Raw genomic sequence first — 17,080 nt, 5'->3', positions numbered from 1 at the left:
TCCAGCAAAGAAAGATCCACCCGGATAAGGTGGGTATGCAAAACTTCAACAACTACAGACCATTGCGATCCGCACGATATGGCCGCCTGGCGAGGACACGACTGGGTCATGCCCCCTAATGAACCGGAAGAGCGTAAACCCTCTGGGAAGGCCGAGCGTCCCACTGATGTGACCACCGAGACCCTCCTGGCCGACAGGTCGCTCGGGGCGGTGCCCGTCGGGTGGGACGCCGACATGGCCGTTACCGCGCTCTACAGCGCGCACTATCGGTCGCTCGTGCGCCTCGCCGTGCTGCTCGTCCGCGACATGGCAACCGCGGAGGAAGTCGTGCAGGACGCCTTCGTCGCCATCCATGGCGCCTGGCGGCGGCTGCGCGACACCGACAAGGCACTCGCCTACCTGCGCCAATCGGTCGTCAACCGATCGCGCTCGGTGCTTCGGCACCGGGCGGTCGTGGAGAAGTACGCTCCCAAGGGCATGCCCGACGCGCCGAGCGCCGAGAACGGCGCGATCGGCGAGTTCGAGCGGTCCGCCGTCATCGAGGCACTCCGCGGCCTGCCCGCGCGCCAGCGGGAGGCACTGGTTCTGCGCTATTACGGAGACCTGTCAGAAGCGCAGATCGCCCATGCCATGGGCATCAGCAAGGGCGCGGTCAAGAGCCACACGGCTCGCGGCATGGCCGCCCTACGGACCACACTGGAGCAACTGTCATGACCGAGTCCCCCGACGAGTACGGCGAGCTGCTCCGCCGTGTCCTCAGCGCGGAGGCGGACTCGGTCGTTCCCTCCCCGGACGGCCTGGAGATCATCCGCGCCCGCGTGGAAAGACGCGGGCTCCGCGGGCTGATGTGGTGGCGCGCCGGAGCCTCGATCGCGGGAGCCGTCCTGGTCGCGGCCACCGTCGTCATGGTGGTCCCGGAGTTCCGCGAGCAGGTGACCCGGCAGGTGAACGACGTCAACTTCACCCATTCGACCCCACCTGACCTGTCCGCCACCTCGCGGGCCCCCTCCAACGGCGACGATCCGCTCCCGGTCGTCACCAAGCCCGAGCCCGGCACCACCGCGCCCCTGCCGACGCCCACCCACTCCAGGTCCTCGGCGCCGCACCCGAAGCCGAGCCCGAAGCCGACGCACAAGCCCACGCCGACCCCGGAGCCCACCCCGTCGCCCACCTGCCCCACGACTCCGCCCGACGGCACGGTGGTCGAGCCCGAGGAGCTCACCGAGGAGTGCCGGACGCCGGCGCCGACTCCGAGGCCCTCGGAGTCGTCCGCCCCCTCGGGCAGCCCGTGCTCGGTCGAGGAGTGCCCGCCGACGGACGATCAGTCGGCTCCGATGCCGACGGAGACGACCTCCATCTCCTCCGGCGGCTAGCCGTACCCGACCTCTCAGGTCAGTACGGCTGACCCGTCACCAGCGGCCGGTGCGCGTCTGGAGCACCGCCGCGGCGGCGACCCCGGCCGTCGAGGTGCGCAGCACCGTCGGCCCGAGCAGCGCCGCCACGGCCCCCACCGCGCGGAAGGCGTCGATCTCCTCCGGGCCGACGCCGCCCTCGGGGCCGACCACCACGACGATGTCACCGGCGCCGGGGAGCTCCAGGGACGACAGCGGGGAGGCCGCCTCCTCGTGCAGCACGACGCCCAGGGCGGCCGCCGACAGCAGCGCGGCGACCTTGGCGGTGGTGGCGGGCTCGGTCACCTCGGGCAGGTGGAAGCGGCGGGACTGCTTGCCCGCCTCCCTCGCCGTGGAGCGCCAGCGGTTCAGCGACTTGACGGCCCGCTCGCCCTTCCACTGGGTGACGCACCGGGCCGCGGACCAGGGCACGATCACGTCGACCCCGGCCTCGGTCATCATCTCCACGGCCAGCTCGCCCCGGTCGCCCTTGGGCAGTCCCTGCACCACGACCAGGCGGGGGCGCGGGGCCGGCACGTCGTAGCGGCGCAGCACCTCGACACGGAGGGAGTCCTTGCCCGCCTCCCGGACCACGCACTCGGCGACGGTGCCCGCGCCGTCGGTCAGGTCGAGCCGCTCCCCGGCCCGCAGCCGGCGTACGGCCGCCGCGTGGCGCCCCTCGGGGCCGCCGAAGGTGAACTCCGCCCGGGCCAGGTCGGCCGGTTCGGCCAGGAAGACCGGGGCCGTCATCGGCCGGCGGGGAGGTGCGGGCCGGGCCGGTGGACGCCTGCGGCCCGGCCGGCGCGGACGGGCCGGCCCGGCCCGGGGAGGCCGCCGTCAGCGGCCATTGAAGGCGTCCCGCAGCCTGGAGAAGAACCCCTGCTGGCCGGGGGCGAACTTGCCGGGCGGGCGCTCCTCGCCGCGGAGCTTGGCGAGCTCGCGCATGAGCTCCTCCTGGGCCGGGTCGAGGCGGGCCGGGGTCTCCACGTTGACGTGGATCAGCAGGTCGCCACGGCCGTTCTCGTTGAGGCGCTGGACGCCGCGGCCGTAGAGCGGGATGGTCTGGCCGGACTGGGTGCCCGGCCGGATGTCGAGCTCCTCGGCGCCGTCGAGCGTCTCCATGGTCAGGACGGTGCCCAGCGCGGCCGCGGTCATCGGGATCTGCACGGTGCAGTGCAGGTCGTCGCCGCGGCGCTCGAAGATCTCGTGCGAGCGCTCGACGATCTCCAGGAACAGGTCGCCGGGCGGGCCGCCGCCCGGGCCGATCTCGCCCTCGCCGGCGAGCTGGATGTGGGTGCCGTCCTCGACGCCGGCCGGGATGCGGACCTTGATGGTCCGCCGGGTGCGGACCCGGCCGTCGCCGGAGCACTCCTGGCAGGGGTTGCGGATGATCGAACCGAACCCGCCGCACTGGGGACAGGGGCGGGAGGTCATGACCTGGCCGAGGAAGGACCGGGTGACCTGGGAGACCTCGCCCCGGCCGTGGCACATGTCGCAGGTGTCGGGGTGGGTGCCGGACGCGGCGCCGGAGCCCGTGCAGACCTCGCAGAGCACGGCGGTGTCGACGACCAGCTCGCGGGTGGTGCCGAAGGCCGACTCACGCAGGTCGAGCTCCACCCGGATGGTGGCGTTGCGGCCCCGGCGGGCACGCGACCTGGGTCCGCGGGTGCCGCCGCCGCCGGCCGCGCCGAAGAAGGCGTCCATGATGTCGCTGAAGGGGAAGCCCGCCCCGAAGCCGCCCGGGCCCGCACCGGCGCCGGAGGAGAACGGATCGGCGCCCATGTCGTACATCTGGCGCTTGTTGGGGTCGGACAGGACCTCGTAGGCCTGGGTGATGTCCTTGAACCGCTCCTGGGTCTCAGGATCGGGGTTCACATCGGGATGCAGCTCCCGCGCCAGGCGACGATACGCCTTCTTGATCTCTTCCGCACTGGCGTCACGGCGCACCCCGAGGGTGCCGTAGTAGTCGCTCTTAGCCACTTAGTTGACCTCTTAAGATGCAGCCAGGATCTGGCTGACGTAGCGTGCCACCGCGCGCACCGCGCCCATCGTGACCGGGTAGTCCATTCGCGTCGGACCCAGCACACCGAGCCGGGCCAGTTGCTTGTCCCCCGAACCGTATCCGGCGACGACGATCGATGTGCCCTGGAGTCCGGTGTAGGGGTTCTCCGAGCCGATCCGTACTGTCAGCGCCGACAGGTCGGAGGTCTCACCGAGCAGGCGTATGAGCACGACCTGCTCTTCCAGGGCCTCCAGCACGTCGCGGAGCCCGACGGTGAAGTCGGCTCCCGCGAGGTTGGCCGCCCCGGCAAAAACGATCTTTTCATCATGCCGGTCCACGAGGGACTCCAGCAGCACCGACAGGACCGTGGCCGCGAACGGCCGATCCTCGGCCGGCAGTCGCTCGGGCAGGTCGGCGACCGTGTCGGGGACCCTGGCCAGCCCGCACCCGTCGAGGCAGGCGTTGAGAGTCGCGCGGAGATGGGCGACACGGGTCTCGTCCACCACGTCGGGCAGCTCGACCACGCGCTGCTCGACCCGTCCCGTGTTGGTGATGAGCACGAACATCAGCCTGCGCTCGCTCAACGGGACCAGCTCGACGTGCCGGACCGTGGAGCTGGTCAGCGTGGGATATTGCACGACGGCGACCTGCCGGGTCAGCTGCGCCAGCAGCCGCACCGTGCGCATCACGACGTCGTCGATGTCAACGGCGCCGGCGAGAAAGCTCTCGATGGCCCTCTTCTCCGCGCTCGACAACGGCTTCACCTGCGAGAGCCTGTCGACGAACAGCCGGTAGCCCTTGTCCGTGGGCACCCGGCCGGCGCTGGTGTGGGGCTGGGCGATGTAGCCCTGCTCCTCCAGCACCGCCATGTCGTTGCGGATGGTCGCCGACGACACACCCAGGTTGTGCCGCTCGACGAGGGTCTTGGAGCCCACCGGCTCGTTGGTGGACACGTAATCCTCGACGATGGCGCGGAGAACCGCCAGCTTGCGGTCGTCGACCAACGTGCTCACCTCCCTGCACCCGAATGTGAAACACCAGGTCTGGCACTCTGTGTTCCCGAGTGCCAAGTGTACGGCTCCAGCCCACGGGGTGCGATAACACGGCGTCAGGATGACGGGCCCAAGCAACTGTCAAGTCAACTGCTATCGGGATACAAGCGGCAAGACCCACAATTTACGACATGTCCCACGATTTCGGATCCCCCTCGGGCGGCGCCCCCTCCGGCGCCCCCGGCTACGGCGCCCCCCAGCAGCCCTACGGCCAGCACCAGGGCGCCCCTTCCTACGGCTACGCCTCCCCCGGTTACGGCGCACCCCAGGGGCCGCCGCCGAAGACGAAGGTCAAGCCCAGCATCGGCTGGATCGTCGGCGCCTGGCTGGTCTTCGTCCTCAGCGTGATCGTCGGCATCGCCGGTTTCGCCGGCGGCATCTTCAGCGCGATCACCGACGCCGCGCCCACCAGCTCGTTCGAGCCGGGCAAGGCCGTGACGGTCAAGCTCGACCCGGCGGACAAGCCCGCGATCTACGTCTCCGCCGAGACGGGCACCAACTTCGAGTGCCAGATCCAGGGTGATCCGGAGAAGGTCCGGCTCCAGCAGCCGGGCGTGCAGCAGACCGTCACCTCCGACGGCGTCGTCTGGGAGCTGGCCCTGCGGATCGGGGTGGACAAGGCCGGCGACTACCAGCTCACGTGCACCACCTCCGAGGGGGCTCCCGCCAAGTTCGGCGTCGGCAAGGAGATCGTCGCCGATTCGGTGGTGGGCGGCGCGATCGCGCTGTTCGCGGTGCCGGGGCTGGGCTTCCTGCTGGCCGTCATCGTGACGATCGTCGTGCTGGTCAGGCGGAGCGGCGCCCGCAGGCGCCAGGCCGCCGCCGCGGCGGGGCAGTGGGGACAGCCGGGAGCCTACGGCAGGTGATCACGGCTTTTGCTACCGTCCACTTGATCCCTGACGAGAGAGCGAGCGGCCGGTGATGTACGAGCGCGACGTGCTGTCGGAGAACTGGCGGCGCCCCCTCAAGGGGAAGATCCCCCAGGTCCCCGCGGAGCTCGACCTGGTCGTGGAGGACGCCGACGGCGGCTTCTGCGGCGCCGTGGTGGCCTGCGACAAGGAGGCCGTCACGCTGGAGGACCGGTTCGGGCGGCGGCGGCTGTTCCCGTTGGAGCCCGCAGCGTTCCTCCTGGAGGGCAAGGTGGTGACGCTGGTCCGGCCCACCGCCGCGCCGCGGGCTCCGAGGCGGAGCGCCTCGGGTTCGATCGCGGTGGAGGGCCTGCGGGCCCAGGTGGCCAAGGAGAGCCGGATCTACGTGGAGGGCGTGCACGACGCCGCGCTCGTGGAGAAGGTCTGGGGCCACGACCTCCGGGTGGAGGGCGTGGTCGTGGAGTATCTCGAAGGGGTCGACCATCTGCCCTCGATCGTCGAGGAGTTCGGGCCCGGCCCCGGCCGCCGTCTGGGCGTGCTCGTCGACCACCTGGTCCACGGCTCGAAGGAGAGCCGGATCGCCGCCCAGGCCTCCTCACCGCACGTACTGGTCGTCGGGCACCCGTTCGTCGACGTCTGGCAGGCGGTCAAGCCCTCGGTGCTGAAGATCGACTCCTGGCCGCCGGTGCCGCGCGGCATACCCTGGAAAGAAGGGGTCATCGCCGCCCTCGGCTGGGATCTGGAGCCCGCCGAGGCATGGCGCCGCATTCTGGGATCGGTCACCACCTACGCCGATCTGGAGCCGGAGCTGCTCGGTCCCGTCGAGGAGCTGATCGACTTCGTGACGGTTCCCGGCCAGGATGACTAACCCCGCACCCCATCAGGAGGGGCAATGAGCGACAGTCCCGAGAGCCCGCGGTACGGACCCGCGGGCGAGGAACCCACCAGGCAGGCCGGATGGCCGCCCCAGCCCGGCCAGGGCTACCCGCCCCCCGCGGCTCCGCCGTACGGATCCGGCGACCAGGGGCACCAGCCCGGCTACCAGGACGGCCACCAGGGGGCGTATCCGCCTCCCGGCGCGTACGGCCAGCCTTCCGGCGGGTACGGCCAGCCACCCGGCGGATACGGTCAGCCGACCGGCGGCTATGGTCAGCCGTACGACGCGTACGGTCAGCCGACCGGCGGCTACGGTCAGCCGGTCGGCTACGGATACCCGCCCCAGCAGGGGGCCTACGGCTGGCGGCCCAGCCGTGACGAGACCACCATGGCCATGCTCGCCCACCTGCTGGGCCTGCTGACCTCGTTCGTCGGCCCGCTGGTGCTGTATCTCGTGAAGAAGGACGAGTCCCCCTACGTGCGGAGCCAGGCGGCCGAGGCGCTCAACTTCCAGCTCACCCTGATGATCGCTTACTTCGTCTCCTGGGTCCTGGCCTTCGTGCTGATCGGCTTCCTTCTGATCTTCGTGCTCTGGATCGGGTCGCTCGCCTTGATGATCATGGCCGCCGTCGCGGCCAACCGGGGGGAGAGCTACCGCTATCCGATGAACATCCGTTTCGTCAGCTGACCACCGGCGCACGCCCGGCCCTCAGCCGCCTCCGGGCGCCGGCACAGGCGCCCGTCACGGCCCTCCGGGCCCGCCCTCACGCGGGTCCGGGGGGCCGTCACGCGGGTCCGGAGGGCCGTCACACGGCTGCCGGGCGCGTGGACAGGCCCTCAGGTCAGGTCCCGCACCAGGGCGTCGGCCAGCAGCCGCCCGCGCAGCGTCAGCACCGCGCGGCCCGCCTTGAACGGTTCCATCTCGAGCAGGCCGTCGGCCAGCGCCCTGGCGACGACCGGCGGCCGCTGGATCTCCTTGAGCGGGAACCCCTGGGCGAGCCTGAGCTCCAGCATCAGCCGCTCCACCGCCCTGTCCTCCGAGGTGAGCACCTCGCGGGCGTGCGCGGGCGAGACGCCGGAGGCCAGCCGCCGGGCGTAGGCCGCCGGATGCTTGACGTTCCACCACCGGGTGCCGCCGACGTGGCTGTGCGCGCCGGGGCCGACGCCCCACCAGTCGCCGCCGGTCCAGTAGAGCAGGTTGTGCCGGCAGCGTCCGGCCTCCGAGGTCGCCCAGTTGGACACCTCGTACCACTCGAAGCCGGCCTCGGCGAGCATGGCGTCGGCGATGAGATAGCGGTCGGCGGCCACGTCGTCGTCGGGCATGGGCAGCTCGCCGCGCCGGATCCTGGCCGCCAGCCTGGTGCCGTCCTCGACGATCAGCGAGTAGGCGGACACGTGGTCGGGCCCGGCCTCGATCGCCGCGGCCAGCGAGGCCCGCCAGTCGTCGTCGCTCTCCCCCGGCGTGCTGTAGATCAGGTCCAGGTTCACGTGGTCGAACCCGGCCTCCCTGGCCTCCCGTACGGCCTGCGCCGGCCGGCCGGGGGTGTGCCGGCGCTCCAGCACCTCCAGCACGTGCTCGCGGGCGCTCTGCATGCCGAAGCTCATCCGGGTGAACCCGCCGCCGCGCAGCTCGGCCAGGTAGGCCCGGTCCACGGACTCGGGGTTGGCCTCGGTGGTCACCTCGGCGCCGGGGGCCAGCCCGAACTCCTCCTCGATCGCCGCCAGGATCCGGACCAGGTCTCCGGCGGGCAGCAGGGTCGGGGTGCCGCCGCCGAAGAACACCGTCTCGACCGGGAGGTCCGCCCCGCCGAGGGTGGCCCGTGCCCGCCGTACCTCGTCGATCGCGGTGTCGGCGTAGTCCCGGTGCGAGGCGCCGGGACCGAGCTCGGCGGCCGTGTAGGTGTTGAAGTCGCAGTAGCCGCAGCGGGTCACGCAGAAGGGCACGTGGACGTAGAAGCCGAAGGGTCGCCCGCCGAGCCCGTGGAGCGCGCTGTCGGGGAGCCGGCCCGAGGCCGGTACGGGGTCACCGTCGGGAAGAGTGGATGGCACGACACCAAGTCTGCCGCTCCCGTCCGGGTGCCCGGAACGGCGGCCGGCGCGCCGCGCCGGCCGCCTATGCAGCAAATCAGCGGCAGACCGTTGACGCCCAGATCGGCCAAGTCTACGATCCGTGAAAACTTAAAGGAAAGTTTCCTATAAGTTAATCCCCCGACGCAAGTGGAGAAGCCCGTGCAGAGACTCCTCCGGCACACGCTCGCGGCGGTCATCGCCGCGGGCCTCACGGCGACAGCCGTACCGGCACCGGCTCAGGCCCGGACCGCCCCGGACCACGGCGACCGCTTCAAGCGGGTCGCCTACTTCATCCAGTGGGGCATCTACGGCCGCAACTACCACGTCAAGGACCTGGACACCACCGGCGCCGCCGCCAAGCTGACCCACATCAACTACGCCTTCGGCTCCGTCAGCGCCGGCGGCGACTGCGTCTCCTCCGACGCGTGGGCCGACTGGCAGCGCCCGGTCCCCGCCGGGCAGAGCGTGGACGGCGTCGGCGACGCCGAAGGCCAGGCGCTGAACGGCAACCTGAACCAGTTGAAGAAGCTCAAGGCCAAGCATCCCGGCCTGAAGGCGCTCATCTCCCTCGGTGGCTGGTCGGGCTCGAAATACTTCTCCGACGCGGTGCTGACCCCCGAGGGGCGCGTCAAGCTGGCAGCCTCCTGCGTGGACCTGTGGCTCAAGGGCAACCTGCCCGGCACCGCGCCCGGCGCCGGAGCCGGCGTCTTCGACGGCATCGACCTCGACTGGGAGTGGCCGGGCTCCTCCGGCAACGAGGGCAACGTCATCCGGCCCGAGGACAAGCAGAACTTCACGCTGTTCACCGCCGAGCTGCGCCGCCAGATGAACGAGCTGGACCGGCGGAGCGAACTGACCGCCTACCTGCCCGCCGCCGCCGCCAAGATCGACGCGGGCTTCGAGGTGCGCGACGTCTTCAAGCACCTCACCTTCGCCACCGTCCAGGGCTACGACCTGCACGGTCCGTGGGAGAACGTCACCGGCCACAACGGCAACCTGCTCACCGACCGGCGCGACCCCAGCCCGGTGAAGTACAGCGTGGACCAGACCGTCCGCGACTACCTGTCGCGCGGCGCCCCGGCCAGGAAGATCGTCGTCGGCATCCCGGCGTACGGCCAGGGCTGGACCGGCGTCACCGGCGGCCGCAACGGCCTGTACGGCACCGCCACCGGTCCCGCGCCCGGCACCTGGGCGGCCGGCAGCGACGACTACAAGAACCTGGTGAACAAGCCCGGCAAGCGCTACCGCGACCTGAGGACCGGCAGCAACTGGATCTACGACGGCAACGAGTTCTGGTCCTACGACGACCCGGCCACGGTGGTCCAGAAGGCGGCCTACATCCGCCTCAAGGGTCTCGGCGGCTCCATGATGTGGTCCATCGACCAGGACGACGCCAAGGCCTCGCTGACCTCGGCGCTCTACAGCGTCCTGCGCTGAGGCGCCCGTCCCCAGACTGGGCGGGGCCGCAGGTCCTGGGTCACCGGCGGCCCCGCCCGCCCGCTCCGGACGGGCGGGGCACCGGCTACTTCTTGGTCTTGTCGGCGGAGGACTCGGTGGACAGCGCGGCGACGAACGCCTCCTGGGGGACCTCGACGCGGCCGACCATCTTCATCCGCTTCTTGCCCTCCTTCTGCTTCTCCAGGAGCTTGCGCTTACGGGAGATGTCACCGCCGTAGCACTTGGCCAGGACGTCCTTGCGGATGGCGCGGATGTTCTCGCGGGCGATGACACGGGCGCCGATGGCCGCCTGGATCGGGACCTCGAACTGCTGCCTCGGGATGAGCTCGCGGAGCTTCTTGGCCATCTCGACGCCGTAGCCGTAGGCCTTGTCCTTGTGGACGATGGCGCTGAAGGCGTCGACCGCCTCGCCCTGGAGCAGGATGTCGACCTTGACCAGGTCGGACTCCTGCTCCCCCGAGGGCTCGTAGTCCAGCGAGGCGTAGCCGCGCGTGCGGGACTTGAGCTGGTCGAAGAAGTCGAAGATGATCTCGCCGAGCGGCATGGTGTAGCGGATCTCGACGCGGTCCTCCGACAGGTAGTCCATGCCCTGCAGGTTGCCCCGGCGGTTCTGGCAGAGCTCCATGATCGCGCCGATGAACTCCGAGGGCACCAGCACCGTGGACTTCACCATCGGCTCGAAGACCTGGTCGACCTTGCCCGTGGGGAACTCCGACGGGTTGGTGACGGTGACCTCCTTGCCGTCCTCCATGATCACTCGGTAGATCACGTTGGGCGCGGTGGAGATGAGCGAGAGGTTGAACTCGCGCTCCAGGCGCTCACGGACGATCTCCATGTGGAGCAGGCCGAGGAAGCCGCAGCGGAAGCCGAAGCCGAGGGCCGCGGAGGTCTCCGGCTCGTAGACCAGGGCGGCGTCGTTGAGCTGGAGCTTGTCCAGCGCCTCGCGGAGCTCGGGGTAGTCGTCGCCGTCGATCGGGTAGAGGCCCGAGAACACCATGGGCTTGGGGTGCTCGTAGCCGCTGAGCGGCTCGGTGGCCGGCCGCGCGAGGGAGGTGACGGTGTCACCGACCCGCGACTGGCGGACGTCCTTCACACCGGTGATCAGATAGCCCACCTCGCCGACGCCCAGCCCCTTGTCGGCGATCTTCGGCTCGGGGGAGATGACGCCGATCTCCAGGGTCTCGTGGGAGGCGGCGGTGGACATCATCTGGATGCGCTCGCGCTTGCCCAGGTGGCCGTCCATGACCCGGACGTAGGTGATCACGCCCCGGTAGGTGTCGTAGACGGAGTCGAAGATCAGCGCGCGGGCGGGCGCCTCGGCGTCGCCGACCGGGGCCGGGATGTTCTGCACGACGTGGTCGAGCAGCTCCCGGACGCCCACGCCGGTCTTGCCGGAGACCTTGAGCACGTCCTCCGGCTCGCAGCCGATGAGGTGGGCGATCTCCGCGGCGTACTTCTCCGGCTGGGCGGCCGGAAGGTCGATCTTGTTGAGCACCGGGATGATCGTCATGTCGTTGTTCATGGCCAGGTAGAGGTTGGCCAGAGTCTGCGCCTCGATCCCCTGCGCGGCGTCGACCAGCAGGATCGCGCCCTCACACGCCTGCAGCGAGCGGGACACCTCGTAGGTGAAGTCGACGTGCCCGGGGGTGTCGATCATGTTGAGGACGTAGTCGGCGCCGTCCACCTGCCACGGCAGCCGGACCGCCTGCGACTTGATGGTGATGCCGCGCTCGCGCTCGATGTCCATCCGGTCGAGGTACTGGGCGCGCATGGAGCGGTCGTCGACCACACCGGTGATCTGCAGCATGCGGTCGGCAAGCGTTGACTTGCCATGGTCGATGTGCGCGATGATGCAGAAATTGCGGATCACCGCGGGATCGGTCTGGCCAGGCTGAATGCGCACCGGTGTCCGTTTCGACGGGATTGACGACGATCTACGGCTGGCATACCAGCCGTCTTCCATGGTGACATGTCCGGGTGATTGCCCGGACCAGAGCACGGCGCGGCCTGCGGTTTCTGACAGTGGTGGCGGCCCTGCTCCTTGTGCTGCCCGGGGTGGCCGCGGCCACCCTCACGCTCCAGTTTACCGGGACACCCGCCTCGTGGGCGAAGAGCACCGGTCATGACGCCCTGTGGCTCGGTCACATGTGGGTGGACGGCCGCAAGGGCGCCACCGACGTGAAGAAGCTGGCCGTACGGCTGCGCAAGACAGGCATCAAGGACGTCTACGTCCACGCGGGCCCGTTCGGCCCCGACGGATCGCTGCCCGGCGACAGGCACCCCGCCGCCAAGGACTTCCTGAAGTGGTGGCGCGCGGAGCTGCCCAAGGTCCGGGTGTCGGCGTGGCTGGGCCAGAAGGTCGACGGCGTCCTGGACCTCGACGACCCGGCCTCCCGGCAGCGCGTGCTGGACGGCGTGCGCCACGTCATGGAGCTCGGCTTCGACGGCGTGCACTACAACTTCGAGCCGATCGGCAGCGGCGACACCGACTTCCTGGACCTGCTGACCCGTACGCGCCCGATCGTCGGCGACGGACTGCTGTCCACCTCCACCCCGCAGATCGAGCCGTTCCCGCTGACCCGCCCGGCCGTCCGCGCCGCCATCGGCCACGACAAGTACTGGTCGCCCGACTACTTCCGGGAGGTCGCGGCCCGCACCGACCAGGTGGCGGTCATGACCTACGACTCCTTCCTCCCCTCCGAGCTGCTCTACGGCGGCCACGTCGTACGGCAGGGCACCCTCGCCCTGGATCTCGTGCCGCCGGAGAAGACCCTGCTGCTCGGCGCGCCCGCCTACCACGACCACGGCGTCTCGTGGTCCGACGCGGCGGAGAGCGTGGCGACCGCGGCCGAGGCGGCACGCCTGGCGCTGACCTCCCACGGCAGGGGCCGGGAGCGGTTCGGGCTGGCCCTCTACGTCGACTTCGCGGCCACGGAGGAAGACTGGTCGGAATACGAGCGATTCTGGTCCCGTCCGTGACGGGAGCACGGTAAGCTGATCAGGCATCCCTCTGTCCAGTCGGTTGATTTGAGCGACCGTCCGGGCAGTTGGTAGCCTGTTCAACTGCGTGTGGCGCGCCCTCTCTGCCCGCGCGCCCCACTCCGACGACATTCACCGAGGCTTCTTCGTGGCGAACATCAAGTCCCAGATCAAGCGCAACCGGCAGAACGAGAAGGCCCGGCTGCGTAACAAGGCTGTCAAGTCGTCCCTCAAGACGGCGATCCGCAAGTTCCGCGAGGCCGCCGACCAGGGCAACGTCGACGAGGCCGTCGTGCTCCAGCGCGCCGCCTCCCGCCAGCTGGACAAGGCCGCCAGCAAGGGCGTGATTCACAAGAACCAGGCCGCCAACCGCAAGTCGGCGATCGCCCAGCGCGTCGTCGAGCTCTCGGCTGCCAAGTAACCCAGGTTCTTCCAGACGCCGCATCCCCCGATAAGGGGGGTGCGGCGTCTTGGCGTTCCCCCGACCCCCGCTCCCCCACGCCCCGGCCCCTCCACAGGCCGGGCCGGGCGGACCCGCGGATCGCGCCGCCTCCGGTCCGGGCGGACCCACGCCGGTCCGGGCGGATCCATATGTGACCGCTCCCAGGCCGGGCGGATCCATACACGACCACCCCCAGGCCAGGCCAGGCCAGGTGTGGCCACACGCGACCGCTCCCCGGCCAGGTCGGGCATGGCCAACGCGACCGCTCCCAGGCCAGACGTGGCCATATACGACCACTCCCAAGCCAGGCCAGGTGTGGCCACACGCGACCGCTCCCCGGCCAGGCAGGACATGGCCAACGCGACTCGGCAGACCAGATCCGGCGGACCTGGAGATCACCCCTCGCCGGGCCGGACTACTCCAGGACGCCCATCAGGGCCCTGAGCAGGTCACCGAGCCGCTCGCGATCCTCCTCCGACAGCACGGCCAGCGCCTGGTGCTGGGGTGCCAGTCCCGCGGCCACGGCCTCATCGATCACCTGCAGCCCCTGGACGGTCAGGCTGACGCGCAGCGCCCGGCGGTCCTCGAGATCAGGGGTGCGGACGATCAGCCCCGCCCGCTCCAGCCGGTCGAGCCGTCCCGTCATGCCGCCGGAGGTCAGCATGAGCGTGGCGGTCATGGCCTTGGGTGACAGCGTGTACGGCTCGCCGGCCCGGCGGAGGGTGGCGAGCACGTCGAACTCACCCCGGCCGATGCCGTAGGCCGCGTACACCTCCTCTATGCGGTCCCCCATGAGCCGGGCGATCCGGTAGATCCGCCCGAAGATCCCCATCGGCGACGGCTCCAGGTCGGGCCGCTCCCGCTGCCACTGCATCACGATCCGGTCAACCGGGTCCTCAGTCATGCGATCAGGATAGCTTGACTATAAATAACTTAGTGCTAAGTTACTTGCTGCTGATCTTATTGAAGGAGTCCCCCCGTGACAGCCCCGCGTCCGGCCCTCATCGCCGCCACCGCTCTCGCCCCCGCCGTCTGGGGCACCACCTATATCGTGACCAGCGAGTTCCTCCCTCCGGACCGCCCGCTACTGACCGCCCTGCTCCGCGCGCTACCCGCCGGGCTGCTCCTGATCGCCGTGACGCGAGTGCTGCCCAAGGGCGACTGGTGGTGGCGCGCGTCGGTGCTGGGCGCGCTGAACATCGGCATGTTCTTCCCCCTGCTCTTCCTGTCCGCCTACCGGCTGCCCGGTGGTGTCGCGGCGGTCCTCGGCGCCATCCAGCCACTCCTGGTCGCCGGGTTCACCCGCGCCGTGCTGCGTGAGACCGTCCCGGTCCACCGCGTGCTCGCCGGGATCATCGCCACGGTCGGGGTCTCCCTCGTCGTGCTGCGGGCCAACGCCGCTCTCGACGCCGTCGGCATCGTGGCGGGCGTCATCGCCGCGGCGGGCATGGCGGCCGGAGTCGTCCTCACCCGCTCCTGGGGGAAGCCCGCAGGCGTGGGCGACCTGGCCCTCACCGGCTGGCAGCTCACCGCGGGCGGCTTGGTGATCGCTCCGGTGGCCCTCGCCATCGAGGGCATGCCGCCCGCGCTGGACGGAGCCGCCATCGGCGGCTACCTCTGGCTGGGCCTCGTCGGCACGGCCGCCGCCTACACCCTGTGGTTCCGCGGCGTCTCCCGGCTGCCCGCCCCCCAGGTCTCCCTGCTCGGCACCCTCAGCCCGCTCACGGCGGCGCTGCTCGGCTGGATCGCCCTCGGCGAGTCCCTGAGCCCGCTCCAGCTCACCGGCTTCGCGCTGGCCCTCGCCGCGACCGTGCTCGGCCAGCTCCCCTCGCTCCGCCGCACCCGCGCCACCACGAACCCGCAGACCGCCTAGACACCACCACGAACCCGCAGACCCCCCAGGCACCGCCCGAGCTTTCCGGCCATCGGGGCGCCGGGCCCCGCCCCGGACGGCACCTCGCCGCGGCAGAGCCGGCAGGACAGGGGCTAACGGCCCGTACGGCTGGCGACGACGGTCTGGATCATGTGCTCCAACGCGTAGGCGGGGTCGGCGCCGCCACCCTTGACCTGCTCGTCGGCGGCGGCGGCGGCCTGGAGCGCCCGGGCGATGCCGTCGGGGCCCCAGCCGTTCAGCTGCCGCTGGACCCGGTCGATCTTCCAGGGCGGCATACCGAGATGGCTGGCGAGCTGCCCGCCACGCAGGTTGCGCGGGGCTCCACCCACCTTGGCCAGCGAGCGCAGCCCTCCGGCGAGCGCGCTCACCAGCAGGACCGGGGCCGTCCCGGTGGCGAGCGCCCAGCGGAGCTGCTCAAGGGCATCACCCAGGCGTCCTTCGACGGCGGAGTCGGCCACGGTGAACCCGCTGACCTCTGCCCGGCCCCGGTGATAGCGGGCGACGGCCGCCTCGTCGATGGCCTTGCCCGGAGTGTCGAAGGCGAGCTGGCTGCAGGCCGCGGCGAGCTCTCGGAGGTCGTTGCCCACCGCGTCGAGCAGGGCGGCGGCCGCGTCACCGCCGATGGTCCGTCCCGCCCGCTTCAGCTCGGCCTTGACGAACGCGAGCCGTTCGGCCGGCTTGGTCAGCTTGGTGACGGTGACCACGTGGGCGCCGGCCTTCTTGACCCCGTCCACCAGAGCCTTTCCCTTGACCCCGCCGGGGTGGACCAGGACCAGCGTGACGTCCTCGGCCGGATGCGCGGCGTAGGAGACGATCTCGGCGATGACCTCCTTGGCCAGATCCTGGGCCGAGCGGATCGCCACCACCGACCTGTCGCCGAACAGCGACGGCGAGGTCAGCCGGGTCAGCTCCCCCGACTCCACCTTCCCACCGGTCAGATCGTGCACCTCGGTCCCCGGATCCGCCGCCCTGGCCCCCGCGATCACCTCTCCCACCGCACGGTCGGCCAGCAACTCCTCGTCGCCGAGTATCAGGGTCACGGGTGCTGGAACGGTCGCCGCCATGCTCAGCAGCATGCCATGCGCCGGTGACCGGATCACAACAAGCAAGCCATTCGCAATCCGAATGCAGGCGGCCTGGGGCAGTCTTGGAGCGAGCAAGAAAGGCGAAACCCACGATGAACTCCACCACCTGCCGCCAGGCCTGCCCGCACTGCGGGACGGCCCTCGACGAGGGCCCCATCATGTACCGCTGCGCACCCTGCAGCCGTTCCGTGTACGCCGCCGACGTGGACACCGAGTTTCACCGCCCGGCCAAATCCTCAGCCTGACCCCCATACGGGAGGACCTGCCCCCCGCATGGGGACCTGTCCCCCACACGGAGGGATCTGATCCCGCACGGGAGGGCCTGACCCCCGCACGGGGGGAGACGGGGAGAGCACGTGCGGGGGCCCACCGGGGAGCCGGCGTTCCTCGCGGCCCTGGCCGGCAGGGAGGTCCGTGGAGCGGGCGGCCGTAAGGCGGTCAGGCGCTCTGCGGGGCCTCATTCCATGCCTCGGCCCACCCTCCCTGCACCATGGTCTGGAAGACCCACCTGCCGCCGGCCTTCACCAACAGGTCCGCATAGCGCATGCCGTACGCCTCGCCGTTCATGGTCATCGTCGCGTCGGTGACCACGACGACCAGGTTCTTGGTCAGGAAGTGCGGCGTGCGGGTCGACTCCATCTGGATCTCTCCCTGCTCACCGCCCCCCATCACCTCGGACATCGTGCGCATGAACCGCTCGCGCGTCCACTGGGCCGCGAGACCTTCGCCGTCGGCGCTGTCGGTCACCACGTTGAGGGGGAACATCGCCATGTCCGCCATCCGCTCGACGTCGACCTTCGCGCTGTGGGCGTCGTACTCGGCGAACCACGCCTCGACGCTCTGCCGGTCCTCGGCCGTCGGGGTGAAGGCACCGCCATCGAACGGGGATCCCTGGGTTTCCGTCACTGTCTGCTCCTTCGTGATCGGCACTCTGCCCGGCACACGGCCACCGACCCTCCGTC

Annotated in this window: 17 protein-coding genes; 9 read left to right on the top strand and 8 right to left on the bottom strand. The window is 70.7% G+C overall.

Translation table 11 applies throughout. From position 1 onward, the window contains the following. Positions 1–234: 234 nt before the first annotated feature. Both J2S55_RS03090 and J2S55_RS03085 read left to right on the top strand, forming a co-directional pair. Complete coding sequence (locus J2S55_RS03090) at positions 235–714, top strand: SigE family RNA polymerase sigma factor (protein ID WP_306858550.1); 480 nt, start codon at positions 235–237, stop codon at positions 712–714. Beyond that, the gene (locus J2S55_RS03085; RefSeq protein ID WP_306857115.1) at positions 711–1,373 is read left to right on the top strand and encodes a hypothetical protein; all 663 of its coding nucleotides are present in this window, start codon (positions 711–713) and stop codon (positions 1,371–1,373) included. Before J2S55_RS03090 ends, J2S55_RS03085 begins: the two co-directional genes overlap by 4 nt. Before the next feature lie 36 nt (positions 1,374–1,409). On the opposite strand, the gene J2S55_RS03080 is transcribed toward J2S55_RS03085, so the two are convergent. From J2S55_RS03080 to hrcA, 3 genes are all read right to left on the bottom strand, one after another. Next, positions 1,410–2,141, bottom strand: a complete 732-nt coding sequence (locus J2S55_RS03080; protein ID WP_306857113.1) for a 16S rRNA (uracil(1498)-N(3))-methyltransferase — start codon at positions 2,139–2,141, stop codon at positions 1,410–1,412. A gap of 87 nt (positions 2,142–2,228) precedes the next feature. Next, positions 2,229–3,371 carry a molecular chaperone DnaJ gene (dnaJ, locus tag J2S55_RS03075; protein WP_306857111.1) on the bottom strand — a complete coding sequence of 381 codons (1,143 nt, stop codon included), beginning with the start codon at positions 3,369–3,371 and terminating at the stop codon, positions 2,229–2,231. Between the two features lie 12 nt (positions 3,372–3,383). Then, positions 3,384–4,397 (bottom strand): heat-inducible transcriptional repressor HrcA, encoded by a 1,014-nt coding sequence (gene hrcA / locus J2S55_RS03070; RefSeq protein ID WP_306858549.1) that lies wholly within the window; start codon positions 4,395–4,397, stop codon positions 3,384–3,386. Between the two features lie 179 nt (positions 4,398–4,576). Here hrcA and J2S55_RS03065 point away from each other — a divergent pair, with 179 nt between their 5' ends. Genes J2S55_RS03065 through J2S55_RS03055 form a run of 3 tightly spaced genes read left to right on the top strand, consistent with a single transcriptional unit; the run spans position 4,577 to position 6,878 of the window. Further along, positions 4,577–5,311: a hypothetical protein gene (locus J2S55_RS03065; RefSeq protein WP_306857110.1), complete on the top strand. Its 735-nt coding sequence runs from the start codon at positions 4,577–4,579 to the stop codon at positions 5,309–5,311. Between the two features lie 55 nt (positions 5,312–5,366). Then, on the top strand, positions 5,367–6,182 hold the full coding sequence (locus J2S55_RS03060) for a DUF3097 domain-containing protein (RefSeq protein WP_306858548.1): 816 nt from the start codon (positions 5,367–5,369) through the stop codon (positions 6,180–6,182). Positions 6,183–6,206: 24 nt separating this feature from the next. Next, the gene (locus tag J2S55_RS03055; RefSeq protein WP_306857109.1) at positions 6,207–6,878 is read left to right on the top strand and encodes a DUF4870 domain-containing protein; all 672 of its coding nucleotides are present in this window, start codon (positions 6,207–6,209) and stop codon (positions 6,876–6,878) included. Between the two features lie 149 nt (positions 6,879–7,027). On the opposite strand, the gene hemW is transcribed toward J2S55_RS03055, so the two are convergent. Then, a complete protein-coding gene (hemW, locus tag J2S55_RS03050) occupies positions 7,028–8,239 on the bottom strand; it encodes a radical SAM family heme chaperone HemW (protein ID WP_306857108.1) in 1,212 nt (403 codons plus the stop codon). A gap of 180 nt (positions 8,240–8,419) precedes the next feature. Between hemW and J2S55_RS03045 the strand changes: the two genes are divergently transcribed. Beyond that, entirely contained in the window at positions 8,420–9,697 is a 1,278-nt protein-coding gene (locus J2S55_RS03045) for a glycoside hydrolase family 18 protein (protein WP_306857107.1), read from the top strand. Between the two features lie 85 nt (positions 9,698–9,782). On the opposite strand, the gene lepA is transcribed toward J2S55_RS03045, so the two are convergent. Next, positions 9,783–11,621, bottom strand: a complete 1,839-nt coding sequence (gene lepA, locus J2S55_RS03040; protein WP_306857106.1) for a translation elongation factor 4 — start codon at positions 11,619–11,621, stop codon at positions 9,783–9,785. Between the two features lie 74 nt (positions 11,622–11,695). On the opposite strand from lepA, the gene J2S55_RS03035 reads away from it, so the two are divergent. Then, the gene (locus tag J2S55_RS03035; protein WP_306857105.1) at positions 11,696–12,697 is read left to right on the top strand and encodes a glycoside hydrolase family 18 protein; all 1,002 of its coding nucleotides are present in this window, start codon (positions 11,696–11,698) and stop codon (positions 12,695–12,697) included. A 148-nt stretch (positions 12,698–12,845) separates the two neighbouring features. Then, the gene (rpsT, locus tag J2S55_RS03030) at positions 12,846–13,118 is read left to right on the top strand and encodes a 30S ribosomal protein S20 (RefSeq protein ID WP_306857103.1); all 273 of its coding nucleotides are present in this window, start codon (positions 12,846–12,848) and stop codon (positions 13,116–13,118) included. 436 nt (positions 13,119–13,554) lie between these two features. Here rpsT and J2S55_RS03025 read toward each other — a convergent pair whose 3' ends face one another. After that, entirely contained in the window at positions 13,555–14,043 is a 489-nt protein-coding gene (locus J2S55_RS03025; protein WP_306857101.1) for a MarR family winged helix-turn-helix transcriptional regulator, read from the bottom strand. A 75-nt stretch (positions 14,044–14,118) separates the two neighbouring features. Here J2S55_RS03025 and J2S55_RS03020 point away from each other — a divergent pair, with 75 nt between their 5' ends. Beyond that, positions 14,119–15,012 carry an EamA family transporter gene (locus J2S55_RS03020; protein WP_306857100.1) on the top strand — a complete coding sequence of 298 codons (894 nt, stop codon included), beginning with the start codon at positions 14,119–14,121 and terminating at the stop codon, positions 15,010–15,012. A gap of 113 nt (positions 15,013–15,125) precedes the next feature. Here the strand turns inward: J2S55_RS03020 and holA are convergent, their stop codons facing one another. Together holA and J2S55_RS03010 are read right to left on the bottom strand one after the other, a co-directional pair. After that, positions 15,126–16,097, bottom strand: coding sequence for a DNA polymerase III subunit delta (gene holA / locus J2S55_RS03015; RefSeq protein WP_306857099.1), 972 nt, complete (start codon positions 16,095–16,097; stop codon positions 15,126–15,128). Between the two features lie 459 nt (positions 16,098–16,556). Further along, complete coding sequence (locus tag J2S55_RS03010; RefSeq protein ID WP_306857098.1) at positions 16,557–17,024, bottom strand: nuclear transport factor 2 family protein; 468 nt, start codon at positions 17,022–17,024, stop codon at positions 16,557–16,559. Positions 17,025–17,080: the final 56 nt, after the last annotated feature.

The organism is Streptosporangium brasiliense (genome assembly GCF_030811595.1).
GTDB classification, from domain to species: Bacteria; Actinomycetota; Actinomycetes; order Streptosporangiales; family Streptosporangiaceae; genus Streptosporangium; species Streptosporangium brasiliense.
The sequence above is the reverse complement of the archived record's forward strand: the minus strand, read 5'-3'. Positions and strand labels throughout refer to the sequence as shown.